Genomic DNA, 19,741 nt, shown 5'->3' with positions numbered 1-19,741 from the left:
ATATATGCGAACAAGATCAATACGGATACTGGTTTTTATAATGGTAATAGCTACAGTCGGATTACTGTATGGCTTGTGGGAGTTTAACCGCAAACCTGCAAGTGTTCAGAACAGCAGGGAAGACTATATCGTCAGTGCCGCAGAACTGATAAAGCAGTTTGACCTGGACCAGGCCGGAGCCAACTCGAAATATACAGGAAAAACATTACTGGTAACAGGATTGCTGCGGTCAATAGATACAGATATTGACGGATTCGCCACCATCGTGCTAAGTGATGAAAAGGAATCCCTCTCGGCCATACGATGCAGTATGGACAGCAGTTTCAAAGCACCCGATATATCCATTAATACGGGCAGTGGAATCAGTGTAAAAGGTATCTGTACCGGTTACCAGGCCGATGACATGGGCCTTGGTGCAGACATTATCCTGAACAGATGTATTACAATAGAAAAAAATTAAACAAATGAAAAAAATAATGACCCTCCTGGCCCTGGCAGCCACCGTAAACCAAGCAGGTGCACAGGATAAATATTTCACCAAAACGGGAAAGATAAATTTTGATGCAACGGCCAAAAACTCGCCTGAAAACATAGACGGACTGCACAAGAGTGTAACCTGTGTGCTGGATACCCGGACAGGCAACTTGCAGTTTGCGGTGTTAATGAAGGGTTTCGAGTTCGAAAGAGCCCTTATGCAGGAACATTTTAATGAAAACTATGTGGAAAGCGACAAGTTCCCTAAAGCTGAATTCAAGGGACAGGTTGGAGGAAGCAGTGCCGAAAAATTCTCTAAAGATGGCAGTTATGATGTAACGGTGAAAGGAAAACTCACCATTCATGGAATCACCCGGGATGTGGAAACCCCCGGAAAACTGGTGGTCAGCAATGGAAATATCAATGCCATCGCGGATTTCCAGGTATCGCTCGCCGATTATAAAATAGAGATACCGCAACTGGTGGCAGATAAAGTAGCCAAAACAGCGAGTATAAAAGTGGATTGCCGGTTGGCACCTCTAAAACAATAATGAACAACATGAAAACATTATATGCGGCTTTGCAATTAACTGTATTGCTTCTGGCTTCAGATTACCTGTTTGCCCAGGAGGAAGACCTGCTAAAACTCCTTGGTGATGAAAAACCCAAAAAAGAGATCGTTAAAAACGCTTTCAAATCTACCCGGGTGATCAATGGACATTCCATGGAATTCCTCTCGCCCGGAACCATGGATTTCAGGATCCTTCACCGTTTCGGCCAGCTTAACCAGGGACTGGATAATTTCTTCGGTCTGGACCAGGCCAGTATGCGCATGGGATTCGATTTTGGCATCCTGCAAAACCTGATGGTGGGGGTGGGAAGAAGCACTTATAAAAAAGAGCTGGACGGTTATATCAAATTCGCCCCGATCAGGCAATCTACCGGTACAGGTGGTTTTCCGTTTACGGTGGCACTGGTTACAGGAATGACCATGAATACGCTCGACTGGAGTGATCCTGCCAGGAAAAACTATTATAGTTCCAGGCTTGCCTATTATTTCCAGTCCATCATCGGCAGGAAATTCAGCGAGGCCATTACCCTGCAGGTAACACCCACCATGGTACACTATAATATCGTTCCATTGGAGAGCCAGTCCAATGACATCTATGCTGTTGGATTGGGAGGCAGGATCAAATTTTCCAAACGAATGGCTTTTACCTGGGATTATTTCTATATGGTGAACAGCCTCGATAAAAACATCTACAAAAATCCGCTTTCTGTGGGCCTCGATATTGAAACCGGGGGGCATGTATTCCAGCTTCATTTCTCCAATTCAACCGGCATGAATGAACGGGCTTTCATCAGTGAAACCACCGGCAGCTGGACAAAAGGGGAACTCAGGTTCGGATTTAATCTGTCCCGGGTCTTTCAGCTGAAAAAAACAAGAAAGGAACATTAAAAAAAGGACCATACCGGTCCTTTTTTTATACAACAGCCGGTTCCGGCTGCACGAGAAAAGACTGTACAAATCTTTCCTTATTTTTTGTAACCCACTGCTCAAAACTTTGCATGGCAGGGTTCAGTCCATAGCTTTCTATCAGGTCAAGTTGCCGGCTGGGGATATAGAGCCGCTGTACTTCAAACATATTTGCCAGTTCTTCAGCCCCTGGAAATCCAAATGAGGCATAGATATCCCTGGGGATATAATCATATTGTACAGGATATCCCAGTATACGGGTGAGGGTGGCAGCGTACTGATCGCAGGTTTCATCTGCTCCTACAACCCCCACGGTTCTGCCTGTATAGGCGATCGGGAAATTGAACACAGAAGCCACTACTCCTCCCAGGTCTTCCACGCTTACCATTGCCAGTTTGGTGTACCCCTGCGGGAAGCCAAAATGGAAACGACCATCCTCCGCCAGTTTGAATGGAAAGAATGAAAAGAAATTTTCATAATAAAATGCGATGTGAATAAAAGTAAACGGTATACCCAGGCTCTTTGTGTATTCTTCCAGTTCTCCCTTCAGGTCACAATGGGGCACTTCCAGCTCGCCATTGCTTAACTTTTTATAACTGGGTAAGGAACTGTACACGAAATGTGTTACGCCTGCCTGCTTTACGGCATCAATCAGGTTTTTACCCTGATTATATTCCTGCTGGTAATGTTCCCAGAAATTGGTCACACCAAATACGCCGTAGACATCTTTCATGGCACGGGCAAGGCTTTGTTTGTCATCCAGGTCGCCTTCCACCACATCTGCGCCCAGGAGCCGCAGGTTATGGGCAGCCGCAGAAGCTGCATTTCTTGTAAGCACACGGACAGCATAATCTTCTTTCGCCAGTAAGGCCTTTGCCACACTTCCTCCCTGCGCCCCGGTGGCTCCGGTAACCAGGATAATCTTTTTCTGATTCATGGATTGATAAGGTTTAATTTTTCTTGTTTATTTATTAGCTAATTCTGCAAATGTTTTGGGAGCGGGAACAATATTGCTCACAGGCCTGGTTGATTTCAGGAAAGTAAAAATGGCTTTCATGTCTTCTTCGGGCAGTTTGGCAAAATTTTGCCAGGGCATCGGAGGAAGGATATTCCGGTTGGTTTCCAGTCCCTTCAACTTGCCTTTTGTAAGGGCTGTTTTAAATTGCTGAAAGGTCCAGTTACCAATACCCGATCCGTCACTGGTAAGGTTTCCCGCATAGGATGCGCCCCAGGGACCAATTGCGGCAGTCAGGTCGGGACTGAATAATACCCATCCGTTTTTCACTTCATTGCTGTCGAAAGCGGGAAGCGGAGCTTCAGCGGGATGGCCGGAAAAACGCAGTTCCGGGATGATCTCCGGACCATTGGGCCCCATTCGCTTGGGTGAATGACAATCCTCGCAAACCATGGTGGTCACCAGATATTCACCCCTTTTAATCAGCGTGGCCTGGCTGGTATCCACCTTTATGTCAGTTACTTTCGCCGTGGAGTTCTTACAACCGGCGATGGTGAAAGCGGCAATGGCCGCGATGGCAGTGATGCCTGCAATAATCTTCTTCATTTGAATAAGGTTTAAACATTGAACAATTCAGAGGCAATTTATGCCACCGGTGACCCAAGGTCAAGCTGCATTGGTATGAAAGGGGGAAAAACCAACATGAACTGTGAGCTTGTGCAGGAGATCATGTATCTGCCCATCGGAACAACTTGTGCTGGGAGGCGGTATGAATATTACGCCAAACCCGGTTGATTTCAGTAGCAGGATCGGCAGCGCCCAAACCATACAGAAGATAACAGGAATCTACCGCTCCCATGGCTTGATCAAAAAGCATTCTGGCAGCACTGCTGACAGCCATTAGGTGATCCTGCGGGGCCAGTACCATTGCATCCTGGCTGTCCTGGCTGCGGATCCATGATTCCTCCACAGCAAGAAAGAAAGATTCCCGTTTTTGCTGGAACTCAGCCAGTTGAAGTGCATTCTGTTCAAAGGCCGTTGAGGATGGCCCGAGCATAGCTGCACCGAGTTCAAGGAAACGCAGCACCATACCAGATAAGTTTACGATTAGGGTAGTTTCTGCCAATTGAAGGAAAGGATATTGATAGATGGGATCCTTCAGCACCGCAGTAGCACTGCTGATGCAGAAGCTCCGGTTTGATGGCACTTCAAGGCTATTTACCATAAATCCATGGCTGGCCGTAGCGACCATCCCTATTGTATTCCAGCTCCTTACAACCTGCACTTCCTCCGGCAGGAAGATAAAACTGCGAATGACCGGCTGACCTTCTTCATCCATCTCTCCAAGGCCATCCCGTTCAATATAACAGTTAGCTGTAAACGCAGTTGCATGGGTAGAACCGGTAGCAAATTTCCAGTTACCGGTCACCTCAAATCCACCTGGAATTCTTGTTGCCACACCTGTTGCTTGTCCCGATCCGGCAAGGCATACCTGCTTCCCGGAAAAGAATTGACCCCTGGTTTCATCCGGCAGAAATCCAATGAACCAATTAGCCCCACTGCAAAGGGTAACCGTCCAGCCAAGGCTCCCATCCGCCCAGGCAATCGCCTCTTCCAGTTTCAGTGCATCGGGCAGGGACAGTCCCATTCCCCCAAAACGGACTGGTACAAAAAGATTAAACCAGTTATTGGTGTACACAATCCTGAGTTGCTCCGGCGCCAGCCTGCCTGCTTTTTCCGCAGCAGGTGCAAATTGCCGGATAATTTCGGTCTGCTCTTCTGCAATAATGTGGGATGGATGGTTAAGCAAGGCAAATGATTTTTTGTAAAAATAATCTCCTGCGGGCAATGATTACATGAATGGCAGTTGCTCCTGCCCGGCCTTTACTAATTTTAGTGTGCATGAAAATCATTTATTCCCTGATCCTGCTAGCCTGCAGTTCTTTCCGGATGCAGGCCCAGACATCTGTCAGTGATGCCGAGAATGCCTTTGCCGCCCATGCACTGCAGCATACTATCCGTGCGGCATTCCTGGAATACCTGGATTCCAGCGCGGTGGTTTTTGACAAGGGTGAAATATTTAACGGCCGGAAACAGATGTTGAACAGCAAGGAAAATACCATACGGCTCTACTGGAAACCTGTTTTTTCAGGTACGGATAACAGTGGTAGTTACGGATTCACCACAGGACCTTTTGAACTGAAAAAAACGCCGGCGGATACGGCCTTTTCTGCAGGCCAGTTTTCATCCATCTGGAAGAAACAGGCAGATGGACAATGGAAAGTGATCCTCGATATCGGTATCCATTACCATCCCTCCCTTTTTAATATGGAAGGGATAGGAACCTTCAGGCAGGTACTCCTTCCGGATCACCAACTTCAGGACTGGCAGACTCCTGAAATACAATTCCTGGATGCTTACAAGACTCAGGGCAGCAAAGCATTTCAACCCTGCCTGGCAAATGACAGCTGGTTCAATATAGACCAGCACCAGCCATACCATGGCAGGGAAGCCATTGAAAAAGCCCTCCCGCTGATTCCGGCAGATTGTGTATTCACCCTGGTATCGGGTGCCATTTCACCCCAAAAGGATATGATTTACGTATATGGGTACACGAAAACAAACGCGAAGACATCCAACTATCTTCGCGTTTGGGTCCATACAGCTGAAGGCTGGAAAATCGCCCTCCAGGTCCTCTGATCTGCTGCCCACTTATCTCTCCACCACCACCTTCCCTGCCCCGTGATAGGAATGAAACTCGCTGTTGTACATAGCATCTGCGCTGGCAGGTCCCACCTGGAAAACACCCGGCGACACCGCACGCACCGCATAATAATACACCTGCCTGTTCTTACCTGCATCTACAAATAAATGTATCCTGTCGTCCCTCACGTCCAGTGAAACCGGACTCTCCGCATCCCTGATCCAATCCATACCAGGGATATCTTTGGTACGCGGGTTTTCAATTTCAAATCCGGCAGGGAGAAGGTCGGTCAGTACGATATTCTCCAGTGTTCCGCTATAGGATTTTTCCAGCGTAAGCTGTACAATAACAATATCATTCTGCCTGAAACGATTGGAACTGATCACATTTCCATTTCTGTCAAAATACCGGCGCCGTATCTTTAAAAAATTATCTTCCTCCTTATAGGCACCCGACTGGCTGATGCCTTCACTCTCCCACCAGTAATACAATGGGCCATTCCCTTTCGTATTGATGGTTACAGAATTCCCCCCAAGACTTTTAGATGACAGTTTAATTGAGTTGTTGCCCAGTTTCGCCACCTGTTTTCCATTAACCAGGATATCAGCGGAAACTGAGGTCCGTGCGGCACGTGCTGCCAGCTTTCCGATTGCAAGGAAACCGAAGGCGCTTTCCTGCGTACTGTACCAACTGCGCTGCCTGAATTTGGCAACCACATGTTTGGCCATAACAGGCACCTGCGCATTGGCCGGATCTACTTCCAGCAAAGCATTCAGTGCCACAGCCTCATCGCGGATATCGGAATAGAAACTTCCGCCGCTTTGTGCCACTGATTCCTCACCACTGAAACTCGTCGGCAGCAATTCCCTGAACCGGGCTTTATCACCTGCAATGGCATAGGCCGCAGCCAGCAGGTATTTACTGTCAAGGCTTAACAGATCAGGTCTTGCCTTGTAATAATTCATGGATGCGATATTGCTGCGCCCGGCCAGGGCAAGCACATAAAGACTGTACGCCACTTCTTTGGGTGCAATCTTTTTCTGCTGGTTGCGGTTGTAATAATAGTTGATGGCAGACCGCACTCCCAGCCTGTATCCCAGGTAACCCAGCAGGGTTTCAAGCAGGCTCCTGTCCACATCATAACCCGCTTTTTTCGCTTCCACCAGGAAATGGGCGGCATACACACTTGTCCACCAATGTTCCGTACCGGCATCATCCCAAAGGGTAATTGCACCGTTGTACAACTGCCTCATTTTTATTTTGCGGATGGCTTCCGACACATTGGAGGCAGCCCCTGCTGCAGATGCTTTTTCTTTCTGCATCAGGTCGGCCAGGTCGGCAAAATACAATTGCGGGAAAGCCGCAGAAACAGTTTGTTCCGTACAGCCGTATGGGTACTGCACCAGGCTGCTCAATTGCGTGGCCAGTTCCAATGCCGGCGACCTGCTCACCACCAGCCGGTATTGCAATGATGCCGGCAGGAAATCTGCGGTTGCTATATTCACCGTCCCGGAACTATTTGCAGACAGCACTCCGCTTCCGGTCATTTTCTGCAGGGTGGATGCAGGCCTCACCGTGATATCCGTTGTTTCACTGAATTTTTCACCGCCCCCCTGGGTCTCTATAACCACCTTGCCCGTTCCCACAGCCGGCTTTGCTATAACGGTAAAGGTTACACGTGTTTCGCCGTTGGCACCAATGTTTACATCCTGCTGTTGCTGACTGACGGCCACCAGCGGACCTGTGACCTTGATTGTGGTTCTTGCATTGAATGGTTTAGCAGTGGTATTGGTGAGTGTTACCGGCACTACAATGCTATCGCCTGGACTAAGGAACCTGGGCAGTGCCGTACTCAGCACTACAGGATCAGCCACTTTCATATTCTTTTCTGCGCTGTTGAAACGGTCATCCTTATGCGCTACAGCCATCAGTCTTACTTCACCTGAAAACTGGGGAATATCAAATTCAAAACTTGCCTCACCTGAACCATTGGCCACCGCCAGACCGCTCCAGTAGGAAAGGATTTTTACCCTCTTATTAGGCATGGGGTTTACGCGCTGGTCCATCCGCAGGTCGCCATCCCCCCCGGTACTGCTGCGCACTCCCCTGATTTCGTGGAAAAGCAGCGGATAGAGGTCAAAAGCATTTACCGCCAGTGCCCGCTGCGCATAGAAATATTGATAAGGATCCGGGGTACTGAAACCGGTGACCTGCAATACACCGTTATCCACCGCCGCCAGGGTGACCATACTTCCTGCCGGCGCTTTCACCTTAACTTTCTGCCTGGTGCGGGAACGAACAGATTCAGATGCAATGATCTCGACCGGCATTTGTTTTCGCTTGTCCTCCACCGTGATATTGCTGAAACCATGCGCCACCGTCAGCGGTATATCGGAAACCTCGTGGGGCTTGATCAGGGTGGCAGTGATGTACACATTCGGAAGGTGCTCACTGGTTAGGGGTAATTCCAACGCGGCAGAACGTTTGTCCACATCAACATACCTGTATGACAGAACCTTATCCTGTTCCATGGTCACCAGCATGCGTCCGCTGAAAGGCGTTTTGAACAGTAGTTTCACAGTCTCCCCGGCAGCATAGGCCGCCTTGTCGGTTTCTATATCGATCTGTCCTTCCGTATTGACTTCAAAGGAATTATTATCACCACCCCAATAACCGTAACTGTAAAACGAACGGCTGACATAGGCGCCTGCACCGGGAATGGATATACGAATTTCATAATTACCCGGAGAACGCGGAACAAAAGAATAAGAAGTGTTTTCACCCGAAACACTGGTGGTTACACTGGCCACCACTTTATCTTCCGGCTGGGAATCATAGCGAAAATAATCACCGCTCCTGCTCAGCACCGTGCGGTATTCATGTTTGATCACTTCCACTTTGGCTGAAACGCCGGACAAAACCTTTTCCTGTTTGTCCAGGGCCAGCAAAGGAAACTTCACCGCCTGGTTCAGCGGAAAATAATCATACCCATTATCACCGATCCCAAAGAACACCGGCTGGGTGTAAATATCGGCACTGGATTTCCGGCTGACAGACCGCCCTGTTTCGTCAAATACTGTGGTATAAAAATTCGCCTGCAGCAATCCAATATTGCGATAGATATCCGGCACTTCATAAACCAGGCCGGCGTTGCCATTTTCATCCGTTTTCCCTTCCACCAGTTTCTTGTCAAAGAAACTGTTCTGGTTGGTGAGATTAAAATTGTACTGTTTATACTTTTTTGGGGAGAATAGTTTCTGTTTTACCTGGATCTCCGTTTCGTAATTCCTGTTGGCTGCAGGAGGGCCGAAAAAGTTAACCGCATTGACCTGCAGTCCGGCTTTTTCACCAGGCAATAAAGTGGTCTTGTCAAGTTTCGCTGTTACCCTGATGCGATCAGGGACAAATTCCTCGATCATAAAAGGTGAGGAGGCCAGCAACACATCATTACCTGAATACACTTCCAGGGTATAGGTGCCCGTTATGGCCGCAACGGGAATATCGATACTGCCATCAGTGCTACCCTGTCTGTTAAGGTTTTTCCGGAAGCTTTTCATTTCCTTTCCCGTCGGAAACAGGAACTTGAATTTAAGCGGGATCTCACCGGGAATCTTCCATTGGTAATCGCGAACTACCAGCGCAAAATTCAGTTTTTCCCCCGGGCGGTAAATATCCCGTTCACCATATACAAATGCATCCAAGCCCGTTGTGTTCAGCGTTTTTCCTCCCACCTCAAAACGCGAGGTATTCACAGCGGTATTATTAAACAGCATGTAATTGAAATCAGTTACTGTTTTTGCGATCACCATGGCAGGTTTGAAACCAGCCAGTTCCTTGCGGGCATAACTTATTTCTGCCACGCCATCTGCATTGGTGGTACCCAGTCCCAGCACCTGGTTATTGGCACCATAAGCCACAACATTCACCTCCTTCAATGCTTGCGCGGATTTGATGGAATTCGCAAATACAAATATTTTATCGCGTCCTTCCTTCACTATGAGACCAATATCGGACAGGGAAACAAAGCGGTTATCATTCACCCAGTAATCATCGGCAGACCTGATCCTGATATGATAACTACCCTTCAACTCAGGCACCCTGTCTTCCAGGTTAAACCGGAAGAGATGGCTGCCCCCCTGTTTTGGCAGGCTGCGGGTTTCGATCTCCTTTTCATACAACACATCTCCCATAATATAGTCGCCGCCTTCATCGTAATAATTTTCATCGTTGCCGGATTCTTTTGGGTAATAGCCAAAGTTGCGGGCTGCCAGCAGGTTGCTTTCATATATTTTGGAAACAACCACCTTTATTTTGGGAACATTAATGATTTTCACTTCAATATTCCTGGCACCTTCCGCCGAGAGATAACTGGCTTTGCCATTTACGAAACTGATGGATGGTTCCAACTGGCCGAAAGCGATATTGTTTTCATATTCTTCCCGAAGCTGTCCCCCGATCAGCCCCCTGATACCTTTTTTAAGTGTAAGCTGGTAGCTTTTTTCAGTACTGAACTGATCGCTGGAAATAAGGAATCCATCATCGGTCAGTTCAGTCCTGAACTTGATGGCAGGGTCAATTTTTACCAGGTCTTTGAGTGAATTCTCATCCACCTGCTGGCTGGTTTTTATCCAGACTTTCCCGGTTGTTCCATCATGTTCTGTTTCGATGCTGTTGATGACCAGCACAAAGGGGGAAGGAATAACAGATTTGCTGACCAGGTCTTCTGTGGAGGGATTGGAACCGCCCTCCGGCAATATGCCTTTACCAAGCCGTATGCTGATATCCTGGTCCCTGTCCGAAGCTTTCACGTCGGTCAGTCGGATGGTAATCTTATTATCCGGGGAAGCAGTGAGCAGGCTGTAGCCGACCGCTTTCCCATCCACTTCTATTTCCAGCAGGTCTTTTACGGAAGCCGGACTCACTTTATAGTTAAACAGGAGGTCAACCTGTGGGATTGCCTGCCGGGATCCTTCCCCCTGCAGCACCCAGGTGATATTACCGGATTCCAGCGCAAGCAGCGGAGTGTGGAACCTGATGGCATCGGCTTTATCAATGCCATTGTATGTTGAACCGGCCAGTATGAGCCTGGTCAGGGTAGCGGAATAGGTGGTGGCCGGCGCCAATGGCCTGGCGGGAGAAAAAACAAGCTGGCTGGGCGATTCCCATCGAAAACGTCCCGGAATGGCGGGCTCGAAACGAATGTATTCGGTAGAATCCCAGCGATTGACCAGGGAATCTGTCACCAGCGGATGATTGAATCGGAAGACAAGGTTCTGAAGGGGCTGAACTTCTTTATCTGCATTGGTATATTCAAGTTCAACCGCAGACCGGTTACATGCAAAGGAAAAGAGGATCAGGAATAAGGATAGGCGGTGCAAAGACCTGGTAGGCATATAAGGTGATTATACCATAAATGTATTCAAAGCCTTAACATGCGCAAAATCGTTGAAACATGTAAGTTTGTTAAAGCTTAAAAAGCCATCCCATCGGAAATAAAAGAATTTATAAATGGGGGGCAGTCGTCATGCTGCCCCTGGTTCTCTTTCCACTTTTCAGTTACCTGTTCCCGTTACCTGACAAAGTGGATTACTCCACTATTATTACTGACCGCAAGGGAAATGTGATCCATGCTTACCTTACCCGCGACCAGCAGTGGCGGATGAAAACAGAGCTTCACGAAATATCGGATCTGCTCCGGAAAGCCATTGTGGAAAAAGAAGATAAATGGTTTTATTATCATCCCGGGGTCAATCCGTTTGCGATCGGCAGGGCACTGGTGTTTAATATTTTCTCCGGCAGGAGGACATCCGGAGCATCCACCATTACCATGCAGGTGGCAAGGGCCCTGGAACCGAGGCAACGTACCTATACGGGAAAACTGGTGGAAGCATTCCGCGCGTTCCAGCTGGAATGGAAGTACAGTAAAAAGGAGATCCTGCAACTCTACCTGAACCTTATCCCCTACGGCGGCAATATCCAGGGTGTAAAATCCGCTGCTGTGCTGTATTTCGGCAAGAACCCCGATCACCTCTCCCTGGCTGAAGTGGTGGCACTATCGGTGATCCCCAACCGGCCTTCATCCCTCGTGATGGGTCGCAGCAATGACCAGATAGTCAGAGAAAGGAATAAGTGGCTGATCCGCTTTCGCAGGGAAAACCTGTTTCCGGAAAAGGACATTGAGGATGCACTGGATGAGCCGCTTACAGCCCGCCGCCAGGAAGCACCCAAACTGATTCCACACCTCGCCTATAAGTTGAAAAAATCGGGAGCACCCGTCATTGACACTTATATTGACCTGAATACGCAACAGAAAACAGAAAAACTGGTAAGCGATTATGTGCGTACCCTGAAGTTTAAAAACGTTCACAATGCCGCAGTGGTAGTAATAGACAATTCCACCAACCAGGTGGTGGGTTATGTGGGGTCTGCTGATTTTTATGACAGTACAGACGGCGGGCAGGTAAACGGTGCGGCGGCTATCCGCCAGCCGGGCAGCACCTTAAAACCCCTGCTGTATGGAATGTGTATCGATGCCGGTATTATGACGCCCAAAAGCATTCTTGCTGATGCAGCCATTAACTACAATGGATATGCGCCGGAAAACTATGACAGGAAACTGAATGGCTATGTTACAATGGAATATGCCCTTGACCATTCCCTGAATATCCCGGCAGTAAAGAGTTTAAAGACTTTGGGCAAGGACAGGTTTGTGCAGCAACTGAGCCAGGCAGGGTTCCGGCAGATCAGTGAAGACCGCCGAAAACTGGGGCTTTCACTCATTTTGGGCGGCTGCGGAACCACCCTCGGGGAACTGACGGCTTTATTCGCGGCCTTTGCCCATGAAGGGCAATTCATCCCGCCAAAATATACCGCTGCCGATACAGGATATCGTTCCACGAAAATATTATCGCCCGCGGCCAATTTCATGATCACTGAAGTGCTGTCGAAAGTGAACAGGCCCGATTTCCCACTAAGCTGGAGCAGCACGGAAAAGTTGCCAAAAATTGCCTGGAAAACAGGAACATCCTATGGCAGGCGCGATGCCTGGAGTATCGGCTTTAACAGGCGTTTCACCGTAGGGGTCTGGGTTGGTAATTTCTCTGGTGAAGGATCTCCGGATATCAGTGGTGCCGAACTGGCAACCCCTCTTCTTTTCAGGATCTTCAACACAATCGACTATGACTCTGATAAAGACTGGTTTGACCAGCCGGCGGATTGTGCCATCAGGAAAATCTGTTCGGTCACGGGTTTGCCACCAGGTGATTATTGTGAGAACCTGGTAACGGATTATTATATTCCGCTTGTTTCGTCTAACCAGCCCTGCCAGCATATGCAGGAAGTAATGGTAAATTCAGGTGAAAACATTTCTTACTGTAAAAGCTGTATGCCTGCAGACGGTTACAAAAAGATTTTATACGCTTCTGTGGATGCTGACATGCAAAGATGGATGGACGATCACAAAATTCTTTATAAAAAAATTCCACCGCACAATACTGCCTGTGAAAAAATTTTCAGGGAAGGGGCGCCCATGATCATTTCGCCAGCCGCCAATGCAGAATACCTGATCGATCGAAAAAATCCGGAGCCACTTCAACTCGGCTGTACGGCAGGGGCTGACGTGGATAAAGTGTTCTGGTACATCAACGACCGTTATTATAAATCGTCGCCGGCACGTGATAAGATATTCTTTACGCCTGAAGAGGGACCGGTAAAAATATCCTGCACAGATGACAAGGGAAGAAACCGGGATATCTGGATCAGGGTTAAATTTACCGGACAATGAAATATATGAGGAAATTACTGCCGACCCTGCTGACACTTGTGGCATCCCTGACCTTAACGGCACAGTCAGGCCAGCTATATTACATCACCGCAGAAAGGGTCTTTGACGGTGAACAAATGCACACTGGCTGGGCGGTGCTGGTAAAAGAGGATCAAATTCTTGCAGCCGGCCCCGCGGCTGGCATCCAGGTTCCAGCCGGTGCCATCAGGGTGGATAAACCCAACAGTACGCTCCTGCCGGGGTTGATTGAAGGACATGCGCACCTTTTATTATACCCCTATAATATCAAATCATGGGATGACCAGGTGACCAAAGAAACCGATGCGTACCGGACAATAAGGGCCACTACGCATGCATGGAAGACCCTGCAGGCAGGCTTTACCACTGTGCGGGACCTTGGTTCTGAAGGAGCCGGTTACGCTGATGTAGCACTAAAAAAAGCCGTTGATGATGGAGTTATTCCCGGTCCGCGTTTACTCGTAGCCGGCAGGGCCATCGTTGCTACAGGTTCCTATGGTCCCAAAGGATTTGACAGCGATTCGAAAATAATGTTGGGGGCCGAAGAGGCGGATGGAAATGAGGTGATAAGGGTAACACGCGACCAGATGGGACAGGGTGCAGACATTATCAAGATCTATGCTGATTACCGATATGGTCCGAAGGGAGAAACAAGGGAAACCTTTTCACTGGAAGAAATTCAACTGATGGCAAGAACAGCCGGGAGTGGTGGCCGGCCATTGGTGGCGCATGCCTCTTCCGTAACAGGGATGCAACGGGCCATTTTGGGTGGGGCGGAAACCATTGAACACGGTGATGCACTGGATGAGGAGACGGCACTCTTAATGAAAAAGCATAAGGTGGTCTTTTATCCAACCCTCGCTGCGGGGGAGTCGATCAGCCGGTACAGGGGCTGGCAGAAAGGAAAAACACCAGAACCCGCACGTATAACCGAAAAGAAAAAAAACTTCCGGATTGCAATGGCTTCTGGTGTTACAATAGGAATGGGTGGAGATGTGGGTGTGTACGCGCACGGGGATAATGCGCTCGAAATGGAACTGATGGTGGAATATGGCATGAAACCCATCGATGTGCTGAAAGCCGCCACCAGTGTGAATGCAAGGGCCTTTCACCTGGAAGGGTTGACAGGCAGCATCAGGCCGGGTTTAAAAGCCGACCTGATCCTTGTAACAGGTGACCCATCGCACAATATTTCAGATTGCCGGAAGGTAAAATGGGTAATGAAGGATGGTGTCGTTTACCGGAACGACTAGGTCCTAATACCAGTATACAGTTTCAATTGTATTATCATATTGCGGAAAGGATGGGAAGGTGGAAACTGATGTCAACTTATCCAGCCGCTTGTCACTGATCTCAAATGTGAAGGTATTTATTCGATCTACCACAGGCTGTGAACTGGCCGTTTTAATTCTTCGGGTGATCTTTGCCGGTAGTTTATCCATCCTGCTTAACAGAGGATAATTATAGATGGTGTAAAACTCATCCAGTGATCCTGAAATATAGGCCCAGGGGAAAACATAACAGGCAGCCGAATAACTCTCAATGGTATGGGTAATGGTTGAATTACCTGAAACAGTAGTTGCCCTGAACAGGTCGCCATTCGCATAATATTCATACGTGGTGGTAGTCTTCAATATCGGCCCTGCTTCAGTGTTCTGGTAATACCGCAAGGTTTCCGGCCTGCCATTAACTGCATACTGAAAGTCAAGCCGGTACCCGGATGGCTGCTGTAATTCTTTGTACTTATTTACAATACTGTCCAGTTTTCCATCCACCCGGTAATAATATACATTTTTGTAAATGGAGGCGAACGATGCCATTTCCACCATCCGTCCCCCGACCCAGGAATACTGATTCTGGTCGCCCGCTGTTTGCAATGAGTAGCCTACTGTTTTAATCGTACTGTCTGGATTGTATTCAAATACCCCTGTCATACCATTACTCCATGTTAGTTTACGCAACAGCGGTGCATCTGGGTTAACACTTTCCGGAGACGGCTCCACAGGGTCATTAATCCTGCAGCCTTGCAAAAGAAATGATGCCATCACTATTCCGGGAACCAGAAAAGAATAGAAAAATTTCATGTTTTTGTTGCTGACCCCAGGCAATGGGCAAACGTTGCTTATCATGAAAAAAATTAAAACCTCCCAAACTTCAGGGTAAGATTACCGGACAAGCCACTCAGTTCATCATCCGTCAGACCCTTGCTGTTGCTGCCAAATGCACGGCGGTAGGAAACACCCGGACTAAACCGCATCCACTTGAATAAATTGAGTTCCAGTTGCACGCCTGGCTCCATTACAAAAAAGAAATCCGGATCATTCGCATCATCCTCAAATTCCCAGTTATCCCATCCGTTCCGGTCATACTGCAGGATAAACCCAGCCCCTGTCATCAGGTTGAAATTGACATGCACCCTTTTGGTGGAAGCGGTTACATACTCGGTCATTAAGCCGAATTGTCCATATTGGTAAGAGAGTCTTTCTCCTGTGATGTACTGGTTTTCTACAGGCACCGGTATCCGGTTGGTGGTAGCTGCCCCGGCGACCCCAATCATCAGTCTGCGATTGATAAACCAGCCGCCATAGACTTCCGGCATATTGGCATAACTGCCATTGATGGTCGTAAATTTATTGGACAGGGCCCCATAACCTCCTGAACGTTTCAGGTCGCCACCTTTAAATATGGTTTGATTTTCCTGGGCAATGGCAGAATTGACTGCGAACAAAATAAAAAGGACCAGATAAGTTGGTAAGCTGTATTTCATACTTCAATAGTGTTATTTCATTCATCCGACAACGAACGAATAAAATACCCCTATCGACATGCAAAATAATTTTCAGCCGATCAGGTGTGGAGGTCAAAGAACCTCCTGGCATTATAATAGCAGACCTGTTCAATGATCTCCCCCATCCAGGCTTCATCATCAGGCAGCAATCCTTTTTCCATTTCCTTTCCGATCAGGTTGCAAAGGATCCGCCTGAAATAATCGTGTCGTGAGTAAGAAAGAAAACTGCGGCTGTCCGTAGTCATACCAATGAAGGTGCTCAGTACCCCAAGGTTGGAAAGGGCATTCAATTGTTTCTGGATACCATCTTTCTGGTCAAGGAACCACCAGGCGGAACCATACTGAATTTTTCCTGCCACTGTACCGTCATTAAAATTACCGGTCATGGCGGCAAAGACTTCATTCAATGCCGGATTGAGGTTGTATAAAATGGTGCGGGCGAGTTGATCTTCTTTATCCAGAGCGTCCAGGAACATGGCAAGCCGGATCGCCTGCCCATCATCGCCAATGGAGTCAAATCCGCTGTCTGCACCTAAGATATTTCTCAACCTGCTGTTGAGGTTGCGGATGGCGCCAAGGTGAAATTGCTGTACCCAACCTTTTGCGTGATACATGCGGCACAACTGGAGCAATATATAACCGGCATAAGCATCAGGTGAAGGCATCAGGAAATCAGGCTCTTCCAGGTAGCGAAGAAAATCCCTTTCCAGTTGCGTGATATCTGACGGTACCATCGGCATCATTACCAGGCCGTGGTCCGAAATCCTGCATCCATGGGTATGAAAATAATCAACCCTGTTCTGAAGGGCCGTAAGCAGGGAATCGAGATCCATAATCGCCGCACCACTCGCTTCTTCCAGGCGTTGGAGGTATTTCAGGAAATCAGGTTTGGCGGATATATTCAATACCGGATCCGGACGGAAAGAGGGCCTCACCACAAATGGGTTTTGCTGTTCTGACAGTTGCAGGTGGCAAGCCAGGTCATCACAAGGGTCATCCGTAGTGCCAACCAGTTCCACCCTGTTCCTGTTCAGCAGCCCCTGGGTACAAAAATCAGGCTGGCTGAGCATTTCATTGGCTGTTCGGTAAATCTTCGCGGCAGTTTTATCATTCAGGTATTCCTCAATTCCAAAAGGGTTATTCAACTCCATCTGGGTCCAGTGAAACAATGGATTTCTGACAGTCCCGGGAACACAGGTTGCCCATGCCATAAACTTTTCTTCATTGGACGCATCACCCGTGATCAACTGTTCGGGCACGCCCAGGGCACGCATCGCCCGCCATTTATAATGATCGCCTTTCAGCCAGATTTCGGTAAGGTCTGTAAACTGTTTATTCCCGGCTATCTCCTTTGGCGACAGGTGACAATGATAATCCACAATAGGCAGGTCAACTGCATAGTCTGCATATAATCTCCTGGCCGTTTTATTCTGGAGCAGGAATTTTTCGTTTATCAGTCCCTGTTTCTTTTCTTTCATGATAGTTGCTTAATAAATCAAAAAGATCGCTGTATGCCAAGTTCCAATCCCCTCAGCTCTGCAAGCCCCCTGAGCCGGCCGATACCTGAATAACCCGGATTTGTTTTTTTGTGCAGGTCATCCAGCATCTGGTGCCCATGATCTGGGCGCATTGGTATACTGGTCTGACGGCGGTGCTGCAAGGCTACAATCTCCTTCATCACGGCATACATGTCCACATCACCATCAAGGTGGTTGTCTTCATAAAAATCGCCCCAATCGTTCCGCCGGGTGCTTCGTAAATGGAAGAAATTGATCCTGTCGCCAAATTGGCGGATCATGGCAGGAAGGTCATTATCCGCCCGAACGCCGAAAGAGCCTGTACAGAAACAAAGGCCGTTATGCAGGGAGGGCACTGCCTCAACCAATGCCTGGATATCATCTGCCGTGCTGACCACCCTGGGCAGGCCAAGAATATGATAGGGCGGATCATCCGGGTGAATGACCAGTTTCACTCCGCTCTCCTCCGCAACCGGAATAACCTGTTGTAAAAAATAAACAAGATTCCTGCGCAAATCAGCGGCATCTGTATTTTTATAAGGAGCAAGGGCCTCCCTGAACTGTTCGAGGGTAAATGACTCTTCGCTCCCTGGCAAACCTGCAATTATATTTCTTTGAAGCAGTTTTTTTTCATCATCACTCATTTCCCTGAAACGCGATTCCGCCCTCTCCATTTCGGCTGAAGTATAATCAGCTTCCGCACCTTCACGCTGCAACATAAAAAGGTCAAAAGCAATGAAAGCTGCTTTTTCAAAGCGCAGGGCCCGGCTTCCATCTGCAACGGAATAAGCCAGGTCGGTGCGGGTCCAGTCGAGCACCGGCATAAAATTATAGGTCACAACAGGAATACCGCAATTTCCCAGGTTGCGCAGCGATTGTGAGTAGTTTTCAATGTACCGCAGGTAATCACCCGAACGCGTTTTGATATTCTCATGCACCGGTACACTTTCCACTACGGACCATCTAAGGCCGGCAGAACTGATTTCCTGCTTTCTTTTTTCTATTTCATCTACCGTCCATACTTCACCGTTAGGCACATGGTGCAGGGCTGTTACAATACCACTACAACCTGCCTGGCGGATATCCTGCAAACTCACAGGATCTGTGGGTCCAAACCAGCGCATGGTTTGCTCCAGCTTGTATTTCACATCCGAATAAGAAGGGGAATTCATCATAACGCAAATCATTAAACGCCACTAAATATTGAGAACCCACCGTCCACCACAACCTGTGATCCGGTGACAAATCTGGATGCATCACTCAAGAGCCAGACCAATGCCCCGATCAGTTCATCGGGATGACCGAAACGTTTGAACGGTGTATTGTTGATTACTGCCTGTCCACGTGGGGTGAATGTTCCATCAGAATTGGTCAGCAGGTTCCTGTTCTGCTCAGTAAGGAAAAACCCGGGTGTTAATGCGTTCATCCTGATCTTATCTCCATATCGATTGGCCAGTTCTACTGCAAACCATTGGTTATAACAATCTACAGCAGCCTTGCCCATATTGTAACCAAGCACCTTGGTCACAGCACGTTTGGAGTTCATGCTGGAAATATTGACGATACTGGCAGATTCATTGGCTGCCAGTGCGTCCCCAAAAACCTGGGTTGGCAGGATGGTTCCCCAGAGGTTAAGGTCCATCACGGTTTTAATGCCATTCAGGTCCATTTTGAAAATATCGGCATCGGGCTGTACCACGCCGGCAGGCATATTTCCCCCTGCTGCATTCACCAGTCCGTCTATCTTGCCAAATTCATTCAGCATTTTCTCCCTGGCTGCAACGAGTTCAGATTCCTCCAGCACATTTGCTATGAGTGCAACTGCCTTTCCCCCGGCATTTACAATTTCTGCAGCTCTTTCCATAGCAACTTTTTCATTGCGGCCCAGAATGCCAACCATTGCCCCCGCCTCGGAAATACCTTTTAAAAAAGCACCTCCCAGGATGCCTGTGCCGCCGGTAACAACGATTGACTTACCAGCCAGTGAAAACATACTCATACTTTTGATTATTTATCCGGATTATT

15 protein-coding genes are annotated in these 19,741 nt (G+C 48.2%); 6 read left to right on the top strand and 9 right to left on the bottom strand.

The window, feature by feature from the left end:
- The first annotated feature begins 4 nt into the window (after positions 1–4).
- Genes BC349_RS14285 through BC349_RS14275 form a run of 3 tightly spaced genes read left to right on the top strand, consistent with a single transcriptional unit; the run spans position 5 to position 1,933 of the window.
- Entirely contained in the window at positions 5–460 is a 456-nt protein-coding gene (locus BC349_RS14285) for an OB-fold protein (RefSeq protein WP_187257455.1), read from the top strand.
- A 4-nt stretch (positions 461–464) separates the two neighbouring features.
- A complete protein-coding gene (locus BC349_RS14280) occupies positions 465–1,025 on the top strand; it encodes a YceI family protein (protein ID WP_187257454.1) in 561 nt (186 codons plus the stop codon).
- An 8-nt stretch (positions 1,026–1,033) separates the two neighbouring features.
- Positions 1,034–1,933, top strand: a complete 900-nt coding sequence (locus BC349_RS14275; RefSeq protein WP_187257453.1) for a DUF5777 family beta-barrel protein — start codon at positions 1,034–1,036, stop codon at positions 1,931–1,933.
- A gap of 25 nt (positions 1,934–1,958) precedes the next feature.
- Here BC349_RS14275 and BC349_RS14270 read toward each other — a convergent pair whose 3' ends face one another.
- The 3 genes from BC349_RS14270 to BC349_RS14260 all read right to left on the bottom strand — a co-directional run bounded on the left by BC349_RS14270 (position 1,959) and on the right by BC349_RS14260 (position 4,716).
- The gene (locus BC349_RS14270) at positions 1,959–2,888 is read right to left on the bottom strand and encodes an NmrA/HSCARG family protein (RefSeq protein WP_187257452.1); all 930 of its coding nucleotides are present in this window, start codon (positions 2,886–2,888) and stop codon (positions 1,959–1,961) included.
- Between the two features lie 27 nt (positions 2,889–2,915).
- On the bottom strand, positions 2,916–3,512 hold the full coding sequence (locus BC349_RS14265) for a c-type cytochrome (protein ID WP_187257451.1): 597 nt from the start codon (positions 3,510–3,512) through the stop codon (positions 2,916–2,918).
- 121 nt (positions 3,513–3,633) lie between these two features.
- A complete protein-coding gene (locus BC349_RS14260) occupies positions 3,634–4,716 on the bottom strand; it encodes an acyl-CoA dehydrogenase family protein (protein WP_187257450.1) in 1,083 nt (360 codons plus the stop codon).
- A 92-nt stretch (positions 4,717–4,808) separates the two neighbouring features.
- On the opposite strand from BC349_RS14260, the gene BC349_RS14255 reads away from it, so the two are divergent.
- Positions 4,809–5,606 carry a Cif family virulence factor gene (locus BC349_RS14255; RefSeq protein ID WP_187257449.1) on the top strand — a complete coding sequence of 266 codons (798 nt, stop codon included), beginning with the start codon at positions 4,809–4,811 and terminating at the stop codon, positions 5,604–5,606.
- 12 nt (positions 5,607–5,618) lie between these two features.
- Here the strand turns inward: BC349_RS14255 and BC349_RS14250 are convergent, their stop codons facing one another.
- Positions 5,619–11,003, bottom strand: a complete 5,385-nt coding sequence (locus tag BC349_RS14250; protein ID WP_187257448.1) for an alpha-2-macroglobulin family protein — start codon at positions 11,001–11,003, stop codon at positions 5,619–5,621.
- A gap of 131 nt (positions 11,004–11,134) precedes the next feature.
- On the opposite strand from BC349_RS14250, the gene pbpC reads away from it, so the two are divergent.
- Positions 11,135–13,393, top strand: coding sequence for a penicillin-binding protein 1C (gene pbpC, locus BC349_RS14245; protein ID WP_187257447.1), 2,259 nt, complete (start codon positions 11,135–11,137; stop codon positions 13,391–13,393).
- Between the two features lie 5 nt (positions 13,394–13,398).
- A complete protein-coding gene (locus tag BC349_RS14240; protein WP_187257446.1) occupies positions 13,399–14,664 on the top strand; it encodes a metal-dependent hydrolase family protein in 1,266 nt (421 codons plus the stop codon).
- A 3-nt stretch (positions 14,665–14,667) separates the two neighbouring features.
- Here BC349_RS14240 and BC349_RS14235 read toward each other — a convergent pair whose 3' ends face one another.
- The 5 genes from BC349_RS14235 to BC349_RS14215 form a co-directional block, all read right to left on the bottom strand.
- Positions 14,668–15,495, bottom strand: coding sequence for a hypothetical protein (locus BC349_RS14235; protein WP_187257445.1), 828 nt, complete (start codon positions 15,493–15,495; stop codon positions 14,668–14,670).
- Positions 15,496–15,548: 53 nt separating this feature from the next.
- Positions 15,549–16,178, bottom strand: coding sequence for a hypothetical protein (locus BC349_RS14230; protein ID WP_187257444.1), 630 nt, complete (start codon positions 16,176–16,178; stop codon positions 15,549–15,551).
- A gap of 80 nt (positions 16,179–16,258) precedes the next feature.
- Positions 16,259–17,677: a glucuronate isomerase gene (gene uxaC, locus BC349_RS14225; protein ID WP_187257443.1), complete on the bottom strand. Its 1,419-nt coding sequence runs from the start codon at positions 17,675–17,677 to the stop codon at positions 16,259–16,261.
- 17 nt (positions 17,678–17,694) lie between these two features.
- Positions 17,695–18,891: a mannonate dehydratase gene (uxuA, locus tag BC349_RS14220; RefSeq protein WP_246456966.1), complete on the bottom strand. Its 1,197-nt coding sequence runs from the start codon at positions 18,889–18,891 to the stop codon at positions 17,695–17,697.
- Positions 18,892–18,902: 11 nt separating this feature from the next.
- Positions 18,903–19,715, bottom strand: coding sequence for an SDR family oxidoreductase (locus tag BC349_RS14215; RefSeq protein WP_187257442.1), 813 nt, complete (start codon positions 19,713–19,715; stop codon positions 18,903–18,905).
- Positions 19,716–19,741 lie beyond the last annotated feature (26 nt).

The organism is Flavihumibacter stibioxidans (assembly GCF_014332695.1).
Classification (GTDB): Bacteria; Bacteroidota; Bacteroidia; order Chitinophagales; family Chitinophagaceae; genus Flavihumibacter; species Flavihumibacter stibioxidans.
This window is presented reverse-complemented; position numbering and strand designations above follow the sequence as displayed.